Origin of the sequence: Sphingomonas agri, assembly GCF_038148795.1 — a bacterium.
Taxonomy (GTDB): domain Bacteria; phylum Pseudomonadota; class Alphaproteobacteria; order Sphingomonadales; family Sphingomonadaceae; genus Sphingomicrobium; species Sphingomicrobium agri.
Window position 1 is genome coordinate 26,594 of sequence record NZ_JBAPEU010000002.1, and the last position, 16,039, is coordinate 42,632.

At 63.0% G+C, this 16,039-nt stretch carries 16 protein-coding genes, 2 tRNA genes and 1 pseudogene; 9 read left to right on the forward strand and 10 right to left on the reverse strand.

The window, feature by feature from the left end:
- Nucleotides 1-31: 31 nt before the first annotated feature.
- Complete coding sequence (secB, locus tag V8192_RS06870) at nucleotides 32-553, reverse strand: protein-export chaperone SecB (protein WP_341632343.1); 522 nt, start codon at nucleotides 551-553, stop codon at nucleotides 32-34.
- Between the two features lie 180 nt (nucleotides 554-733).
- Between secB and V8192_RS06875 the strand changes: the two genes are divergently transcribed.
- The 4 genes from V8192_RS06875 to V8192_RS06890 all read left to right on the forward strand — a co-directional run bounded on the left by V8192_RS06875 (nucleotide 734) and on the right by V8192_RS06890 (nucleotide 4,850).
- Nucleotides 734-1,387: a Tim44/TimA family putative adaptor protein gene (locus tag V8192_RS06875; protein WP_341632344.1), complete on the forward strand. Its 654-nt coding sequence runs from the start codon at nucleotides 734-736 to the stop codon at nucleotides 1,385-1,387.
- A complete protein-coding gene (mltA, locus tag V8192_RS06880; RefSeq protein WP_341632345.1) occupies nucleotides 1,384-2,574 on the forward strand; it encodes a murein transglycosylase A in 1,191 nt (396 codons plus the stop codon). Before V8192_RS06875 ends, mltA begins: the two co-directional genes overlap by 4 nt.
- Complete coding sequence (locus V8192_RS06885) at nucleotides 2,555-3,091, forward strand: Smr/MutS family protein (RefSeq protein WP_341632346.1); 537 nt, start codon at nucleotides 2,555-2,557, stop codon at nucleotides 3,089-3,091. Before mltA ends, V8192_RS06885 begins: the two co-directional genes overlap by 20 nt.
- Before the next feature lie 76 nt (nucleotides 3,092-3,167).
- On the forward strand, nucleotides 3,168-4,850 hold the full coding sequence (locus V8192_RS06890) for a putative bifunctional diguanylate cyclase/phosphodiesterase (RefSeq protein WP_341632347.1): 1,683 nt from the start codon (nucleotides 3,168-3,170) through the stop codon (nucleotides 4,848-4,850).
- On the opposite strand, the gene dapE is transcribed toward V8192_RS06890, so the two are convergent.
- Nucleotides 4,847-5,977 (reverse strand): succinyl-diaminopimelate desuccinylase, encoded by a 1,131-nt coding sequence (gene dapE / locus V8192_RS06895; protein ID WP_341632348.1) that lies wholly within the window; start codon nucleotides 5,975-5,977, stop codon nucleotides 4,847-4,849. The two genes, V8192_RS06890 and dapE, sit on opposite strands and share 4 nt — an antisense overlap.
- A gap of 187 nt (nucleotides 5,978-6,164) precedes the next feature.
- On the opposite strand from dapE, the gene V8192_RS06900 reads away from it, so the two are divergent.
- Together V8192_RS06900 and V8192_RS06905 are read left to right on the forward strand one after the other, a co-directional pair.
- Entirely contained in the window at nucleotides 6,165-8,243 is a 2,079-nt protein-coding gene (locus tag V8192_RS06900; protein WP_341632349.1) for a TonB-dependent receptor plug domain-containing protein, read from the forward strand.
- 178 nt (nucleotides 8,244-8,421) lie between these two features.
- Entirely contained in the window at nucleotides 8,422-8,889 is a 468-nt protein-coding gene (locus V8192_RS06905; protein ID WP_341632350.1) for a cupin domain-containing protein, read from the forward strand.
- On the opposite strand, the gene V8192_RS06910 is transcribed toward V8192_RS06905, so the two are convergent.
- From V8192_RS06910 to V8192_RS06940, 7 genes and pseudogenes are all read right to left on the reverse strand, one after another.
- Nucleotides 8,886-9,554 carry a glutathione S-transferase family protein gene (locus V8192_RS06910; protein ID WP_341632351.1) on the reverse strand — a complete coding sequence of 223 codons (669 nt, stop codon included), beginning with the start codon at nucleotides 9,552-9,554 and terminating at the stop codon, nucleotides 8,886-8,888. The two genes, V8192_RS06905 and V8192_RS06910, sit on opposite strands and share 4 nt — an antisense overlap.
- Before the next feature lie 9 nt (nucleotides 9,555-9,563).
- A complete protein-coding gene (gene yihA / locus V8192_RS06915) occupies nucleotides 9,564-10,181 on the reverse strand; it encodes a ribosome biogenesis GTP-binding protein YihA/YsxC (RefSeq protein ID WP_373276332.1) in 618 nt (205 codons plus the stop codon).
- Nucleotides 10,182-10,204: 23 nt separating this feature from the next.
- On the reverse strand, nucleotides 10,205-11,908 hold the full coding sequence (yidC, locus tag V8192_RS06920) for a membrane protein insertase YidC (protein ID WP_341632353.1): 1,704 nt from the start codon (nucleotides 11,906-11,908) through the stop codon (nucleotides 10,205-10,207).
- Between the two features lie 10 nt (nucleotides 11,909-11,918).
- The gene (yidD, locus tag V8192_RS06925; RefSeq protein WP_341632354.1) at nucleotides 11,919-12,131 is read right to left on the reverse strand and encodes a membrane protein insertion efficiency factor YidD; all 213 of its coding nucleotides are present in this window, start codon (nucleotides 12,129-12,131) and stop codon (nucleotides 11,919-11,921) included.
- Nucleotides 12,128-12,400: pseudogene (gene rnpA / locus V8192_RS06930) on the reverse strand (ribonuclease P protein component); the annotation flags it as partial. The pseudogene rnpA and the gene yidD, both read right to left, overlap by 4 nt.
- 53 nt (nucleotides 12,401-12,453) lie before the next feature.
- Entirely contained in the window at nucleotides 12,454-12,588 is a 135-nt protein-coding gene (rpmH, locus tag V8192_RS06935) for a 50S ribosomal protein L34 (RefSeq protein WP_341633306.1), read from the reverse strand.
- Between the two features lie 86 nt (nucleotides 12,589-12,674).
- Nucleotides 12,675-12,986, reverse strand: a complete 312-nt coding sequence (locus V8192_RS06940; RefSeq protein WP_341632355.1) for a hypothetical protein — start codon at nucleotides 12,984-12,986, stop codon at nucleotides 12,675-12,677.
- 142 nt (nucleotides 12,987-13,128) lie between these two features.
- On the opposite strand from V8192_RS06940, the gene V8192_RS06945 reads away from it, so the two are divergent.
- The 3 genes from V8192_RS06945 to V8192_RS06955 all read left to right on the forward strand — a co-directional run bounded on the left by V8192_RS06945 (nucleotide 13,129) and on the right by V8192_RS06955 (nucleotide 14,770).
- Nucleotides 13,129-13,214, forward strand: a tRNA-Leu gene (locus V8192_RS06945).
- A gap of 225 nt (nucleotides 13,215-13,439) precedes the next feature.
- Nucleotides 13,440-14,672, forward strand: a complete 1,233-nt coding sequence (locus V8192_RS06950; RefSeq protein WP_341632356.1) for an AI-2E family transporter — start codon at nucleotides 13,440-13,442, stop codon at nucleotides 14,670-14,672.
- 21 nt (nucleotides 14,673-14,693) lie between these two features.
- Nucleotides 14,694-14,770 (forward strand) — tRNA-Asp (locus V8192_RS06955).
- Between the two features lie 138 nt (nucleotides 14,771-14,908).
- On the opposite strand, the gene V8192_RS06960 is transcribed toward V8192_RS06955, so the two are convergent.
- Nucleotides 14,909-16,030: a cell wall hydrolase gene (locus V8192_RS06960; protein WP_341632357.1), complete on the reverse strand. Its 1,122-nt coding sequence runs from the start codon at nucleotides 16,028-16,030 to the stop codon at nucleotides 14,909-14,911.
- Between the last annotated feature and the right edge of the window lie 9 nt (nucleotides 16,031-16,039).

Consider the following 16,039-nt stretch of genomic DNA (forward strand, 5'->3'; position numbering starts at 1 on the left):
CGGCTCAATCCCCCGTCAATGCTCCGATGGATCAGGCTTCCTCGGGCGCCGGCTGGCCAGTGGGCCCGAGGGGGCCTTGGGCCTGTTGCTGCTGCGCCGCCTCGACCTGCGCCATATAAGCTGCGGCAAAATCGATCGGATCGAGGAGGAGGGGCGGGAAGCCGGTGTTCGCAACTGCTTCCGAGATCACCTGCCGAGCGAAGGGAAACAGCAGCCGCGGAGCCTCGATCATGAGAAAGGGCGGAAGTGCCTCGTCGGGCAGGTTGCGCAGCGCGAAGAGCCCGGCAAAGGTCAGGTCCACAACGAAATGAACGCCGTTTTCGGAGCGTGCGGAAATGTCGAATTTCAGCGAGACCTCGTGCACGCCCTCGCCGGCACCCTGGACGTTGAGGTTGAACTGCACATCGAGGTTTGGCTGGACCTGCCAGGAATAAACCTGGGGCGCGCTCGGGTTCTCGACGGAGAGATCCTTCACATATTGCGCGAGGATGGAAACCTGAGGCTGGGTGTTGTCCGCACCATTGCCGCCGGAAGTCGGTTCCTGGTCCGCCATTAATGCTGTCCTTACAAAATGTTGTGCTGTGCCGGAGCCGCTGCTTGTGTGCGGCGTTTGGTGATCGAGCGCCTAGCAGTCGCATTTATGGGGCGCAATGCCGGGTCGCGCGTTGTGCAGTGTTGGAATATTTACCCGAAGCGCACTATGTTGAGCGGCTGAGTTACATAGGATCAGATTTTGACCGTTATCGTCATACTCGCGTTGGTTGCCTTGTTCATCGGGCTTCGACTCTACAGCGTGCTCGGCGAGCGCACGGGCCATGAACAGCAGCCAATCCTGAAGCCGGCCGACCCCGACGCGCGCGCTGCGCCGCCCGTCGCCCAGCCTCCGGCCCCGCTCGCCGCTCCCGCGGACAATGGCGACATGGCATTCGTGCCAACCGCCGGTCCGGGCGTCCGCGCGATCCTTGCCGCAGACCCCGCATTTGACGTCGCGCGCTTCCTTGAAGGCGCCAAATCCGCTTATCGGATGATCCTCGAGGCGTTCTGGAAGGGTGATCTTGAAGCAGTCCGGTCCCATGTCGAACCTCACGTCTACGAGGCGTTCGCGAGCGCTGTGGAGCAGCGCAACAAGGATGGACTGACGCTTGCCAACCGCCTGGTCACGATCGATCAGGCGGTGATTTCCGAGGCGAGCCTGGAACGGGGAATCGCGATCATCATGGTTCGTTTCGAGGCCGATATCGCAGCCGTGACCCGCAACTCGGAAGGACAGGTGGTGGCCGGCTCTCTCAGCGACGCAGTCCAGACCCGCGACCTTTGGACATTCCGCCGCGATACCGGCTCACGCGACCCCAACTGGCTCCTGGTCGAGACCGACGAGGAAGAGTGAGTTGGTTCGCACGGGCGTCCGCGCTCGTTTCTCTCATCCTGCTGGCAGCCTGCGCGACGCGGCCAACACCGCCGCCTGAAGTTCCGATTCCGGCACCAGCTCCGGCTCCTGCGACCCAGCCGACACCGAGCGTTTCTGCACCCGTCGGCCGCAACGCCGCAGAGACGGGAGTTCGGCTCGATACGCCGCATGTCCTTGGCGAGGATCAGGCGGCCCGGGCCCTTGCGGCGTTCCGGACCAGTTGTCCCGCGCTGATGTCGCGCACTGACTCATCGGGCCTCACCCAGGCAAGCGACTGGCGGTCTTTGTGCACGCAAGCCGCCACGCTCGATCCGACCTTTGCTCCAGGCTTCTTCTATTATGGCTTTGATTGGACGAGGGTCGGCGATGGCCGCGCCTTTGCAACGGGCTATTACGAACCGGAGATTGAGGGCTCCCGAACGGCCCGGCCGGGCTTTGTGCCTATCTACCGGCTGCCGCCTGACCTCGTCCGATGCACGAAGTCCGACGGAACGACAGGGCGGGGCCGGATCGACGCGACCGGAAGCTGCGTCCTCTATTTCACCCGCGCCGAGATCGAGGACGGCGCGCTGAGCGGCAAGGGCCTCGAGCTCGCCTACGCCAAGGATCCCGTCGATCTGTTCTTCCTTGAAATCCAGGGCTCGGGCCGAATCAGACTCGATGACGGCACAGTCATGCGGGTCGGCTACGCGGGCCAGAACGGCCGCGACTACGTCGCGATCGGCCGGCTCCTGCGGGACCGCGGCATTCTCCCGGCGGGCGGGGCTTCCATGCAGGCGATCAAGGACTGGATCCGCGCCAACCCCGACGAGGGCAGGGAGCTGATGCGCGAAAATCTCTCATACGTCTTCTTCAAGGAGCTGACTGGCCCGGGCCCGCTTGGTGCTCTCAATGTTCCCGTGACGCCGCATGCAAGTGTTGCGGCCGATCCCAATTACGTGCCTCTTGGTGCTCCTGTTTATCTCGGCAAGGCCGACCGACCCGAGATCGAGGGCCTGTGGGTGGCCCAGGACACGGGGGGCGCGATCAAGGGACCCAACCGCTTCGACACCTTCTGGGGGTCCGGCGACCTGGCGGTTTCGACGGCAGGTGGAATGTCGGCCTCCGGCGAGGCGCTGATCCTGATCCCCAAGGGGGTCGCCTCGCGTGCGCTCGCTCAGCCCTGAGGAAGCCGACCTCTGGGCCCGCGTCGCCGCTACGATTCGGCCCCTGTCGCGAGAAAATCTGCCTCCCCGTGCCCCAGGAGAGCAACCAAGACAGGCGAGTGCGCCGGCAAACCCGCCGACCAGGCCGCGGCGAACGGGACATGCAGGATCCAAGCCGGTCTCGATCGCCGAGCGGACGCTGGATGGCAGCTGGGACAAGAAGCTGCGGAGCGGTTCGGTCGAGCCGGACCGGACCATCGATCTTCACGGCATGAGTCTTGACCGGGCATGGAGCGCAATTGATCGGGGCCTCGATGACGCCATTCGGTCAGGCGACCGGGTGATCCTGCTCATCACCGGACACCATCGCCCCGGCGAACCCCCGGTTCAACGGGGGAAGATCCGTGCTGCCGTGCATGACTGGCTGGCGGCGTCGCGGCACGCCAGCGACATCGCCGCGGTCCGTGGTGCACACGGCCGCCATGGCGGCGGTGGAAGCCTCTATCTCATTTTGAAACGCAGGCCTTCGGGCCGATGACAGTTTTTTAACCTCGATTCATTACCGCGGGTACGTCGGCGGAGATTTTTCGCCGCGTTGAGGCGCATCACGCGAGATGACTGCAGGCACGGCTCAGAAGATCAGCAACGCGGCGCTGTCATGTGCCGCGGGCGGCGCCTCCTTTCTCTTTTCCCTCAGCGCGCTCATCTATTTGACGCAGGTCGACCAGAAGATCGTCGCCGCATTCGTGGCCGGCGCTTTCTGCCTTCTCGTCAGCTACGTCGCGGCCGAGCGCCCCAACAGCGAGAGCGCAAGGGCGCTTGCTGCGCTCAGCGAACGGCTTCTTGCCGTCGAGGACGGTGACCTCGTTTCCCCGGCGCCGCCGTCGGTACAGCGTACCATGCCCAAGCTTGCGGCAGCGGTGGACAGCCTGTTCGCCGAGGTCCGCGCTTCCATCGAGAATGCGCATGCCCTCGGCATGTACGACCCGGTGACGTCCCTGCCGAACCGGCTCCACTTCCGCTCCGAGGCCGACAAGCTGATGAGCGAGGTTTCGGAGGGCCAGTCCGCGATGCTGTTCGTGGACCTCGATCGCTTCAAGCTGGTCAACGACAGTCTCGGCCACGCACGGGGCGACCAGCTCTTGATCATGGTCGCGAACCGGCTTCGCGTAGTGGTCAATGCCGAATATGTGACGAATGCACGGACTCGTCCGCTGCTTGCCCGCCTCGCAGGTGACGAGTTCACCATCTTCTTCCCGCAGATAGAGACGGTGGCCGAAATCGAGCGGGTGGCGCGCCGTATCGCGCTTGCCATTTCGGAACCCTTCGAGCTCTGCTCGCACAGCGTCGACATCGGCGCTTCGATCGGCGTTGCACTCTCGCCTGAACATGGGACGAGCATCGAATCGCTGATGCGTTCGGCCGACATCGCCATGTATCATGCCAAGGCAAAAGGCGGGGGACAGTATTGCCTGTTCGATGCGCAGCTTGCCGCCGATCACCAGCAGCGTGTCGATACGGAGAAAGCGCTGACGGAGGCGGTACAGCGCGGCGAGTTCGTCCTCGCCTTCCAGCCGCAAATGAGCCTGGTGACGGGCGAACTCGTCGCGGCCGAAGCGCTGCTGCGCTGGAACCACCCGCGCGAAGGCCTGCGGCTTCCTACGACCTTCATCCCGATTGCCGAGCGGACGGGGCTTGTCGCCGAGATCGGCGAGTGGGTGGTGGCCGAAGTCGCTGCCAACCTTGGTTCCTGGCAGCGCAACGGATTTGAGGGGCGCCTGGCGTTCAACGTAAGTCCGCGACAGGTGGAGCGGCCGGACTTCTTCGTGAAGCTGCGTCACGCGTTCGGCGATGCCGGCGTGTCGCTCTCGTCGATCGAGCTCGAGTTCACCGAAAGCGCGGCAATGGAGGTGAGCGCTCCGGTGCTCGAGGAGATCGCGAGCCTTCGTGCCGACGGTGCCCTTATCGCCATCGACGATTTCGGTACCGGTTACTCAAATTTTGCACGACTGCGTTCGATGCCGCTCGACCGGGTGAAGCTCGATCCCTCGCTCATTGCAGACATCGAGACGAGCGAGAAGGCGCGCGTCATCGTCCAGGCGGTGATCCAGCTGATCAAGGGTGTCGAATGCGAGATCGTCGCCGAGGCAGTCGAGACGGTCGCTCAGGCGGACATTCTTCGTGCGATGGGCTGCGACACCGTCCAGGGCTATGTCTTCGCGCCGCCGATGTTCGAGGAAGAGTTTCTGGCCTGGGGCAGCAATGCCCGCGGGCGAGACGCAAAATCCGTCGCCTAGGCGGCAACCTTCTTCACGATCCGCTCGTAGATTCGCGACAGGGCGTGGATATCTGCCACGGCAGCGCATTCGCCGACCTTGTGCATCGTCGCGTTGGGAAGGCCGAAATCCACGACCGGGCAAAGCTGGATCAGGAAGCGGCCGTCCGAAGTTCCTCCGCTGGTCGAGAGCTCCGGCTTCGCGCCGGTTTCTTCCTCGATAGCGTCGACGACGACATCGAACAGCCGTCCGGGAGGGGTGAGGAACGCTTCGCCTGAAATACGCGCCGTCACCTTCGAGCCCGGCGCTTCTCGATCGGCAATCTCCTCGACGCGCTTCACGAGCTTTGCGCCCTGTTGAAGATTGTTAAAGCGGATGTTCAGCTGCGCAGTCGCGCTTCCCGGGATCACGTTGCTCGCGCTCGTGGGGGTCGATATTGCGGTGAACTCGAGGTTCGAGGGCGGAAATTGATCGTTGCCGTCATCGAGGTGCAGCGCATTTAGAGCGGCAATGACGCGCGCCAGGGCCGGAATGGGGTTCGTTGCGCGATGCGGGTAGGCGACATGCCCCTGCACCCCGGGCACTTCGATCCACATGTTGACCGAGCCGCGGCGGCCGATCTTCACCGTATCGCCAAGCCGCTCGACCGAGGTCGGTTCACCGATGAGGATCATGTCCGGCCGGATCTGGCGTTCGTTGAGCCAGTCGATGATCCGGGGTGTCCCGTAGGTCGAATAGCCCTCCTCATCACCGGTGATCAGCAGTGAAAGTGTTCCCGGGTGCCCGTCGAGACGCGAGAGCGCGGCGACATATGCTGCGATCGCGCTCTTCATATCGTTGGCGCCGCGACCCACGAGCACGCCGTCCGTGACCTCGGCGCCAAAGGGATCGCCTATCCACCCCTCACCGGGCGGCACTACGTCCAAATGTCCTGCAAACCCGAAGTGAGGACCTGTGCCTTCCCGAATTGCGACCATGTTCTCGGTGGGACCGTCTGGCGCATCTCCCATCACCCATCGGTGGATAGTGAAGCCAAGTGAGGTCAGCGCTCGATCGAGCACGTCGAACACTTCGCCGCGAGCCGGCGTAACGCTCGGTGATCGGATGAGCTCGGACGCAAGGTCCAGCGGGTCGATTGGGGAGGCCATCGCGAAGGACGTACCAAGCTACGTGCGGCAGGCAAAGGTGCTTGTCCGGACATCGCGCCGGGGCGCGTTGCGGGGATAACCCGCTACCGATGCGGATCAGCTTCGAAATTCGGACTTGCAACGACGCTACAAATGTAGCACGCTACATTTGTAGCACATGCTAGTGCGTCAAAGGGGAGGGTGGCTCATGTCCGCTCAGCGGTTTCCACTGTCGCTATTGGCGAGCGCTGCCGCACTCATTGCGACGCCATCGCTGGCTCAATCCGCTTCCCCGAACAAGCTGGCGCCAGCAGGGGTAAAGCTCGTCTATTCGCCCGCGGACTTTGCCCGCTTTGCGCCCAAGACGGCTTACGACATGCTCAAACAGGTTCCGAGTTTTACCATTCGCACGGTCGACAACACCGAGCGGGGGCTCGGTCAGGCCTCGGAAAACGTTCTCATCAACGGGCAGCGCATCGCCAACAAGTCCGGCGGCGCAGTCGATCAGCTGCAGCGGACTTCGGCATCGGCAGTAGACCGGATCGAGATCGTGGATGCAGCAAGCCTCGGCATCGCAGGGCTCTCGGGCCAGGTTGCAAACATCATCCTCAAGACGACCAAGGCCGGCTCCGGTCAGTTCGAATGGGACACCAACTTCCGCGCCCATTTCACCGAGCCAGAGATACTTGGGGGCTCGATCAGCTATTCGAACAAGCTTGGGCCGGTCGATTACACCTTGTCCGTCAAGAACGACTATGGGCGCGGCGGTCTTGGTGGGCCGGTAAGGATCCTTGACCCCAACCACGTCCTCACCGAGACGCGCGAGGAGCGGTACCATTCAGAATATGAGCAGATCAGTACGCAGCTGAAGCTCGGGATCGACGGGCCCGGCTCCTCGATCGGCAATCTGACGCTGGGTTACACGCCGTACTGGAACCCGCAGTTCCAGACCGATCGGCGCGAGTTTGTCACCGGGGAAGTTCGCTCCCGAACCAACAGGCGGTCACTTGCCGGCTATACGGCCGACATCAACGGCGATTATGAATTCGTACTGGGCCCGGGCCGGCTGAAGCTGATTGGCGTTCGGCACTGGGAGCATGAGCCGATCGTGACAACGGACGTCACCCAGTTCATCAGCAGCGGCGCAGACCCGCTCGGGACCAGGTTCAGTCGCGATACGCACATCGGCGAGACGATCGGCCGCGCCGAATATCACTGGAAGACCGGTCGCAACGATTGGCAGCTGTCTTTGGAGCGCGCGTTCAACTCGCTCGATCAGCGCGGCGGCCTGTTCCAGCTCGATCATCGGGGGGAATTCGTCGAAGTCCCTTTCCCCGAGGGCACCGGCAAGGTCACCGAGGTCCGGTACGAAGGGCTTGCGGCGATCAGTCGCCCGCTTGCTTCAACACTCGATTTTCAGTTCGCCGCAGGAGCCGAGATTTCGCGGCTCGACCGGACGGACGACGATCGTCCACCGCGCAAGTTCTTCCGACCCAAGGGAAGTCTCACGCTCGGCTGGCATGCAGCCAAGGGCTGGGATGTCAGCCTCAAGCTTCGCCGCCGCGTCGGCCAAATCAGTTTCTATGACTTCCTTGCCCAGCCGCAGCTCAGCCAGGATCGCGAGAACGCGGGTAACCCCGACCTCGTCCCGCCCCAAAGCTGGGAGGCCGAAACCGAGCTTGCGCACGATCTCGGCCGCTGGGGCAAGACACGGCTCAACCTCCACTATTATCGCGTTGAGGACATCGTCGACGTGATCCCTATCGGCACGGATGGGCAGGGGATCGGGAATTTGCCACGCGCTGATCGCTGGGGAGCGGAGACCACCAGCACGATCAATTTCGACCCGGTCGGCTGGCACGGAGCCAAGCTCGACCTGAACCTAGGCGCCGAATGGACGAGGGTGCGGGATCCGCTCACCGGCAGGACCCGGCCCATTAGCGGCGTCGAGGACCGCTGGGGAATGGCCGAGCTGCGTCACGACATTCCCCGGACGCCTTTCGCCTGGGAGGTGTACGTCCAGTATCGGCACTACGCGAAATATTATTACCTGACCGAAATTTACCGGACGTTGGACCTGCCCTGGATCGCAGGCTTCTACGTGGAGGACAAGAACGTGCTCGGACTGACCGTGCGTGCCAGCGTCGACAACGTCTTCGACGGCCGGCACACGTTCAACCGAAAGGTCTATTCGGGCTTTCGCGACCGCGCGCCGATCGCCTTCATCGAGCGGCACGACGACCTCGTGGGCCCGTTGTTCACCCTGTCGGTGAAGGGAACCTTCTAAACCCCGCTCGAAGACGGTTTTGGGCGCGCCCGTTCGGTGTTCCGGCTGACCTCGGCGGATCGACCGGTATTTCGACCGGCTTCTTGCGCCCCGCATATTTCCTTGCAGAGCAGGTGTCGTCCAATAGAACCAAAACGCGACCAGGGGCACCTATCAGTGTCCGCAAAAGAGGTGGGCCATGCCGAAGATTGATCTCGACGCCATCGACCAGGTGAACCGCACGGGCTATCCATCACCTTTCGACCGCGAGGTTCAGGGCCGCTGGTATCGGCGGCTCGGACCGACGGGAGGTCTTACCGATTTCGGCGTGAGCCATGTCGTGCTCAAGCCCGGCTCCTGGTCATCCCAGCGCCACTGGCACGATGGTGAGGACGAATTTCTCGTCATGCTCGAGGGCGAGGCGGTCCTCGTCGAGGACGGCGGTCCGACGACCCTGCGAGCGGGCGACTGTGCGGCCTGGCCCAAGGGCAGCACCAATGGCCATCATTTGCGCAATGAGAGTGACAGGGACTGCACCTTCATCGTTGTCGGCGGCGGCACCAACACAGGCGGAGGCTATTCGGACATCGATCTCGCGTTCACGCCCGAGGGCAAATATGTCCACCGTGACGGCACGCCCTATGCCGACACGAAGAGGCCCTCCTAGGCGGCCTTGCCCGTTTCGTACTGCTCGATGACCCAGGGCTCGTCCTGTGCCTTGTCGATCCATTCGGCGACATGCGGATGGGAGAGCACGGCCTTCATGTAGGCGCCCGCGAAATTGGGAACTGCGACACCATGGGTGATGAAACGCGTGACCACTGGCGCATACATCATGTCCGCCGCACACCAGTCGCCGAAGAGATACTCGCCGGTTCCGCCGAAGCGCGCGCGCGCCTGCGCCCATAACTGCAGGATCCGGTCAATCTCCGAGCGTATGTCCTCGTTGAGCTCCTTTGGCGGGAAGCTCTTTCGGACGTTCATGGGCAATTCGCGGCGCAAGTTGGCGAAACCCGAATGCATTTCGGCAGCCATGGACCTGGCCATGCCGCGCGCTCCCTCGTCCTCTGGCCAATAAAGGGAGGAGCCGTAGCGATCCGCCAGGAACTCGATGATCGCAAGGCTGTCCCATACTACAATTTCGCTGTCCCAGAGTATGGGTACCTTGCCGAGCGACGGGGCGAACTCGTCGCCCTCGCGACGCTTTTCCCAATCGGCATCAAACATCGGCACGACGAGCTCTTCGAATTCGTCACCGCATTGCTTGCACGCGAGCCAGCCCCGCATCGACCAGCTGGAATAAGCCCGGTTGCCGATGATGAGCTTGAACACGTGGTCTCCTCAGGTTGTCGCTGCTTCGAGAATTGCCGTTCGCAACTCGGCGATGCCGCTACCGGTTTCGCTCGAGGTGGTGAAGATCGTGGGATGCGCTGCAGGATGCTTGGCCGCCTCTTTTGCAGTCTCTTCATAGAGCCGCCCGAGAGCCGACGGCTTCACCTTGTCCCCCTTGGTGAGGACCAGGTGATAGCTGACGGCAGCATCATCGAGCATCCGCAGCATCTCGCGGTCTACATCCTTAAGACCATGCCTTGAATCGACCAGCACCAAGGCGCGCTTGAGGACAGTGCGACCGCGCAGATAGTCGTTCACGAGAAACCGCCACTTCTTCACCAGATCCCTGGGTGCCTCCGCAAAGCCGTAGCCCGGCATGTCGACCAGGCGAAGCTCCAGCGGCATGCCGACGTCGAAGAAATTGAGTTCCTGCGTTCGTCCGGGCGTGTTCGACGTCCGCGCCAAGCCCTTTCGGTTGGCGAGCGCGTTCAGGAGGGAACTTTTGCCCACGTTCGATCGGCCGGCAAAGGCAACTTCCGGAGCGTCCGGATCCGGAAGGAACTTGAGATCGGGCGCCGACTTCAGGAACTCGATCGGTCCCGCGAACAGCTTGCGGGCGCGCTCCATTGGGTCCTCATCCGGTCGCTTGCTCATGTGTGAACCGGATGCGTGTCCGAGAAATGCAGCCCGTACTTGCGGTAGAGGAACCACTGCTGGGCCATGGTCAGGACGTTGTTGGTAATCCAGTAGAGCTGCAGGCCGGCCGCGAACGGTGCCATGACGAAGACCAGCACCCAGGGCATCAGTGCGAATACCTGGGCCTGCGCAGGGTCCATCGGCTGCGGATTCAATTTCATCGACAGGTATTGCGTTGCGCCGACGAGGATGGGCAGGACACCGACTGCAAGCATTGCCGGCGGAGTGAAGTGCAACAGCCCGAATAGATTGACTGGCGTCAGCGGATCTGCCGCCGAAAGGTCCTTGATCCAGCCGACGAAGGGCTGGTGGCGCATTTCGACGCTGACCAGCAGCACCTTGTAGAGCGCGTAGAAGACAGGGATCTGAAGAAGGATCGGAAGACATCCCGCCGCGGGATTGATCTTCTCCGCCTGGTAGAGCTTCAAGATCTCCTGCTGCTGGCGCTGCTTGTCGTCCTTGAACCGCTCCTGGATTGCCTTGAGCTTGGGCTGGACCTTGCGCATCGCTGCCATCGACTGAAACTGCTTGTGCGCGATCGGGAACATGACCGCGCGGACGATCAGCGTCAGGCAGATGATTGCGAGTCCGAAGTTCCCGAGGGTGTGGAAGAGAAACATCAGGAGATCGAAAATCGGGCGCATGAAGAATTCGAACCATCCCCAGTCGATCGACTTGGACAGCTTTACGATGCCCGCATTCTCGTAGCGGTCGAGCCAGGCTTTTTCCTTGGCCCCCGCGAAGAGCCGGGTGGTCGTCTCAAGGCCTTGTCCAGGCGCCACGCTGACTTCAGGGAGCGCAAAGTCTGCCTGATACCCTCCGCTTAGGCTCCTCCTGAACTCTCCGTTCATCTCGCCCTGGGGAACGAGCGCGGTCAGCCAGTATTTGTCGGTGAAGCCGAGCCAGCCGCCGACCCCGTCGAATGCCTGGCGGGTACCCTGGTCGAGGTCCTTCCAGTTGACGCTGTAGTTCGCCTTTCCATCGAACACGCCGATGGGACCGACGTGGTTTTGCCACGTCGAGCGGTCAACGGACTGGCTCGAGCGGCTCAGGAGCCCGATCGGGCGCACCAGTATCGCATGATCCGATCCGTTGGAGACGCTCCGCTGGACCGTGAACAGGTACCCGTCGTCGAGGCCGATCCTGATTTGGTAGCGAACGCCGTCGGGCATCTGCGTGCTGAGCGTGACCGGGTGATTCGGGGTCAGTGTCTGGCTGTCCGCTGTCCACAGCGTGTCGAGGGTGGGCGCCTGCGACCCTTCTGCGGTCCATCCGAACTGCGCGATATAGGCACCCGGCGCACCGAGAGGCGAGAGGAGACGGATCGGCGGAGAGGATCTTGAGATCGTCTCCCGGTGGTTGAGCAGCTGGAGGTCATCGATCTGCGCTCCCTTCAGGTTGATCGAACCTTGAAGCATGGGCGTTCGAATGCTGACGCGCGGAGCCGCGCCCAGTGCAGCAGCGACCGTCTGCAGCCTCCTTGGCGTCTCAGGAACGGGCTGTGCATTGGACTGCGGCAATGCTTGCTGCTTGCCTGCCTCGATCTTCGTGCTGGGCGGGTTCGACGCCGGGAAATAGCGGTTCGCGGCCCAGCTCCAGCCGAGCAGCACGAGTGCGCTCAGCACAATCGCGAGGATCAGGTTCTTACTGTCGTTCACTCGATGATCCTCACGGTACGGGGTCGTAGCCCTGTCCACCCCAAGGGTGGCAGCGGCAAATGCGCTTCAGGGCGATCCATCCGCCCCGGGCGGCCCCATAGCGTTCAATTGCAGTAATCGCATAGGCCGAGCAGCTCGGCTGATAGCGGCAGCTTGGAGGAAGGACCTGGGAAGGTCCCTTCTGCCATGCCCTGGCGATCAGGATCATCGCTCGGGCGATCATTGTTTGCGGAGCCTCTCAAGGGCGCCGACGAGCTCTTCGCGAAGGCTTTCAAAGTCGCGCTCGATGCCCTTCGCCCGTCCGATGATCACGTGGTCCGCGCCTGAAACGCCTTTGAGCGGCATGATTTCACGGGCGAGCGCGCGCAGGCGACGCTTCATTCGGTTGCGGACGACCGCGCCGCCGATCTTCTTGGTGACGGTGAAGCCGACGCGCATCGCCGGATCATGATCCTTGCGGTCGCGGACGAGCAGAACGAAACCGGGCGTAGTCGCGCGGCTCCCAGCATTCGCGGCGAGGAAATCCGCCCGCTTCTTGAGCGTGCTTAGGCGCTGAGCTTCTTGCGGCCGCGCGCGCGGCGGGAGTTCAGCACCTTGCGGCCCCCGACCGTCGCCATGCGGGCGCGGAACCCGTGACGCCGCTTGCGGACGAGGTTGCTCGGCTGGAAGGTGCGCTTCATCGCTCATGCCTTTAAGATCAAAGAAAAAGGGCCGCCCATGAGGCAGCCGCTGTCGTGCGCGCCGATAGTAGAGGAGCAGCGCCAAGTCAATTCCGGATGGCCGGGCCGCCGCCCTTGCGGAGCGCTTCGCGCCGCTGCGCACTAGGCCGCCTCAGGGCCCAGTCCGCCCAGCGTCCCGCCTTTGGCTGCCAGCGCTTGAACCTGACGTAGTGCCGCTTGGCCCAGCTGCTGGTCTTCAGGACGAGTGCAAGGCCTATGCCTGCAACGACGAGGCCGCCCGGGCCCGGAATCGCTCCGACGAGGGGCGACACGAGAAGGAGGAGCACCCCAATTGCAAACAAAGTCCACTCGACCAACGGATGGTCGACGAACCTTCGCCACTGATCACGGCTGATCATGAGGCTGATGTGGATATGTGAGCACGTTCGCGCAACTGCAAAAGGGATCGGTGCCTGATCGCCGTTCCCGCACATGACCTTGGGAACTCGGACGACCATTGCGGCCCGATCTCGTCACCGCTAGCTAGAGCCGAGCCGCGGAGCCCCTGTGGCGGAATGGTAGACGCGCTCGACTCAAAATCGAGTTCCTTCACCGGAGTGTCCGTTCGAGTCGGACCAGGGGCACCATGCGCGGCATCTTTTCCCGGGAACCGATGCCCTGGCCTGCCGCACCGCAGCCCTTTAGCGGCTTGCGATGTTCGCCGGAGGAGCGAGCGCTTTCGGCCAGCCAATAGCTGGTTCACCCGCTCGTCATCGGCCACTGTGCGTGAACTTCCGCCGCCCCGACGGCGAGGGCCCGTTTCGATCGCCAATTCGCTGGCCGCCCGAAGAGTCGCGGCTTATGCTGCCCTAATGGACGCCCGCACGAAAAAGCACGCGCAGCCCGACGAGGAAACCCTCGACGAAGCACGAATGTTGGCGGAAACAATTACTGCCAAGCGCGACCGCCTCCTTGCATCGCTCACCCTCATCGCTGGCATCGCTCTAATCGTCATGTTGCCGTTTGCTCTTCGCGGCGGTGCCGAATTTTTCATGCCCGTGACCGCCGCGCTGGTGGTCGCAATCGCTCTGGTGCCGCTCCTCGAATGGTTCGAGCGGCGCGGCATGCCCTCCAAGGCTGCAGCTGGCCTGTGCGTTCTTATCTTCCTGCTGCTTGCATTTTTCGCAATCGGATCGATCGTCATTCCGGCATCGGACTGGGTGGCACAGCTGCCCTCGAAGATCCCGAAGGTGAGATCGACGCTGGAGCCGGTCATCCAGATATACAAACATCTGGACAAGTTCATCGACCGGACGACCTCGCAGATCACGATCAATCACGAGCAGGGGCGGGCGGTCAGGATCGAAACGCCGAATTCGGTGTCGAGCCTGCTCCTGAGCTCGGCTCCGCATCTGCTGATCCAGCTGTTCTTCGCACTGCTGGTGATCTTCTTTTTCCTCGCTGGCTGGACGACGATGCGCAAGCGCACAATCGTGAGCCGCGGGAGCTTTGAGGGTGCACTGACGACTGCCCGCGTGATCCAGCAGGTCGTCGATGCGACGTCGACCTATCTTGGCACGATCACGCTCATCAACGTCGGGCTTGGAGCCCTGACCGCTGTTGTACTTTGGTGGCTGGGGATGCCCTCGCCGGTGATGTGGGGCGGCATTGTCGCAGTCGCCAATTATATCCCGTACCTTGGTCCGATCGTCTGCGCACTGCTCCTGTTCCTCGGCGGCCTCATGACCTATCCGGACGTGTGGGGGGCCCTGATGCCGCCTGCTGCGTTCATCAGCTTCCACCTCATCGAGGCCAATTTCTTCACGCCCATGGTCGTGGGACATCGGCTGACGATCAGTCCCCTGTCGATTCTTGTGTCGCTGTCTTTCTGGGCCTGGGTTTGGGGCACTACGGGCGCCCTGCTCTCCGTTCCGCTGCTCATCATCATGAAGACGATCTTTGCTGCGGCGGGGACACCGGACATCGCCGGATTCCTATTCGAGCACGGGACCTTGACCCATGCCGGCGACGTCAATGAGGAAGAAGAGGACGAGCGGCACGAAATGGAGCCTGCGATGGTTGACACTCCCAAGCCCCGCTCCTAGGTGCGCGGCCACGCCAAAAACGCGGGTGTAGCTCAGTCGGTTAGAGCGCCGGCCTGTCACGCCGGAGGTCGCGGGTTCGAGCCCCGTCACTCGCGCCATTTTCGCTGTGCGTCCAGTTTGGACCAGGCGGTCACCCATTGCCTGCGAGGCCCCGGGGAGGGTGTCCCCGGGACAGATGGAAAGGCTTTCGATTGAGATCGGCTGCGCCCTTCGGGGGCGCAGCGAATTGGACCGCTCTAGCGCGAGGCTGACGTCCCGCTCGCCGCCTGGGGCTGAGAGACATTGGCCGTTCTGCCAAGGGGTTGCTGATTTTCCGCAACCGGATCGCTCGACAACGACCATTTGAGGTTGTCGGAGACCTCGAACTTCTTCGTATAGGCCTCGTGGGGCGCTTCCTCGGAAGCCTTGCGGGCGACGAGATTGAAGCGCACCGCGACGCGTTTATCGCCGCGTAGCGACGGCGCGAGCTTCAGCGGTTCTGCTCCTGGAATGTCGCGAATGGCGGCAGCAACCGAGCCCTGCTGGTTCGGGATGACATGAACGGCAGCGAGCGCGGCACTCCTTAGCGCCCTGGCGCTCGGCTCGCGCCCATCATAGTGACGGCTGAACACCTGGGGCTGCCCCCAGCCGCCGGCCCAGCGGTAGAACAGATGCGCACCGACAACGGCATTCTTGGCCATCGTCGAAGCCCAGTAGGGCACGACGTAATCGGCGTGATAATGCGTCGCCCAGCCAACGGGCGCATAAACGTAGCCGCTCAGGGCCGCCTCTGCGACGCGCATCGCCCGGCGCCATCCTTCGGCATCGGGCTGCCGATTGAGCGAGCCGTCACAAGTGAAAGTGAACTGGCAGCCCGTCGGACGTGTCGAACCTTCGTAGACGACCGTGCAGATGCTGCCCGGAAACGCCGGATGACGGACGCGGTTCAGTATGACTTGTGCAACGGCGCGCTCGCCGTCCGCGTCCTGATTGCCGGCCTCGTAATATTCGGCGCTTGCAAGGCAGTTGAGCGCTTGCGCCCTCGCTGTCGCATTCCCCTTGAAGGCGAACGGGGAAGCCGCGGGATTGGGACCGCTCGTGACCGGGATCTGTGCATTGACCTTCACCGCCTGGTCGGGCGCGATCGGTCGCACGATCATCGGCGGCGGCGCCGGCGGCGCTGCCGGCGAGCGATCGGCATTGCCATTTCCGAAAATGGCGGTCGCCGCAATCGCGGCAGCGGCAACTGCACCGAAGAGGCCTACTCCGATCGTCTCGCGCGGATACGCGTGCCACAGCGCTGCTGCGCGGCCCTTGAGCCGCGTAGCGCTTGTGCGCAGCCCGCCCAGCGGACGGGAAGAAGGCAATACGGTCGCCATTTTGGTGTT

Coding starts and splice junctions, on each gene's coding strand:
- secB (WP_341632343.1), bottom strand. CDS start 553: ATGGCGGACCAGGAACCGACTTCCGGCGGCAATGGTGCGGACAACACC.
- V8192_RS06890 (WP_341632347.1), top strand. CDS start 3,168: ATGACTGCAGGCACGGCTCAGAAGATCAGCAACGCGGCGCTGTCATGT.
- dapE (WP_341632348.1), bottom strand. CDS start 5,977: ATGGCCTCCCCAATCGACCCGCTGGACCTTGCGTCCGAGCTCATCCGA.
- V8192_RS06900 (WP_341632349.1), top strand. CDS start 6,165: ATGTCCGCTCAGCGGTTTCCACTGTCGCTATTGGCGAGCGCTGCCGCA.
- V8192_RS06905 (WP_341632350.1), top strand. CDS start 8,422: ATGCCGAAGATTGATCTCGACGCCATCGACCAGGTGAACCGCACGGGC.
- yihA (WP_373276332.1), bottom strand. CDS start 10,181: ATGGAGCGCGCCCGCAAGCTGTTCGCGGGACCGATCGAGTTCCTGAAG.
- yidD (WP_341632354.1), bottom strand. CDS start 12,131: ATGATCGCCCGAGCGATGATCCTGATCGCCAGGGCATGGCAGAAGGGA.
- rpmH (WP_341633306.1), bottom strand. CDS start 12,588: ATGAAGCGCACCTTCCAGCCGAGCAACCTCGTCCGCAAGCGGCGTCAC.
- V8192_RS06940 (WP_341632355.1), bottom strand. CDS start 12,986: ATGATCAGCCGTGATCAGTGGCGAAGGTTCGTCGACCATCCGTTGGTC.
- V8192_RS06950 (WP_341632356.1), top strand. CDS start 13,440: ATGGACGCCCGCACGAAAAAGCACGCGCAGCCCGACGAGGAAACCCTC.
- V8192_RS06960 (WP_341632357.1), bottom strand. CDS start 16,030: ATGGCGACCGTATTGCCTTCTTCCCGTCCGCTGGGCGGGCTGCGCACA.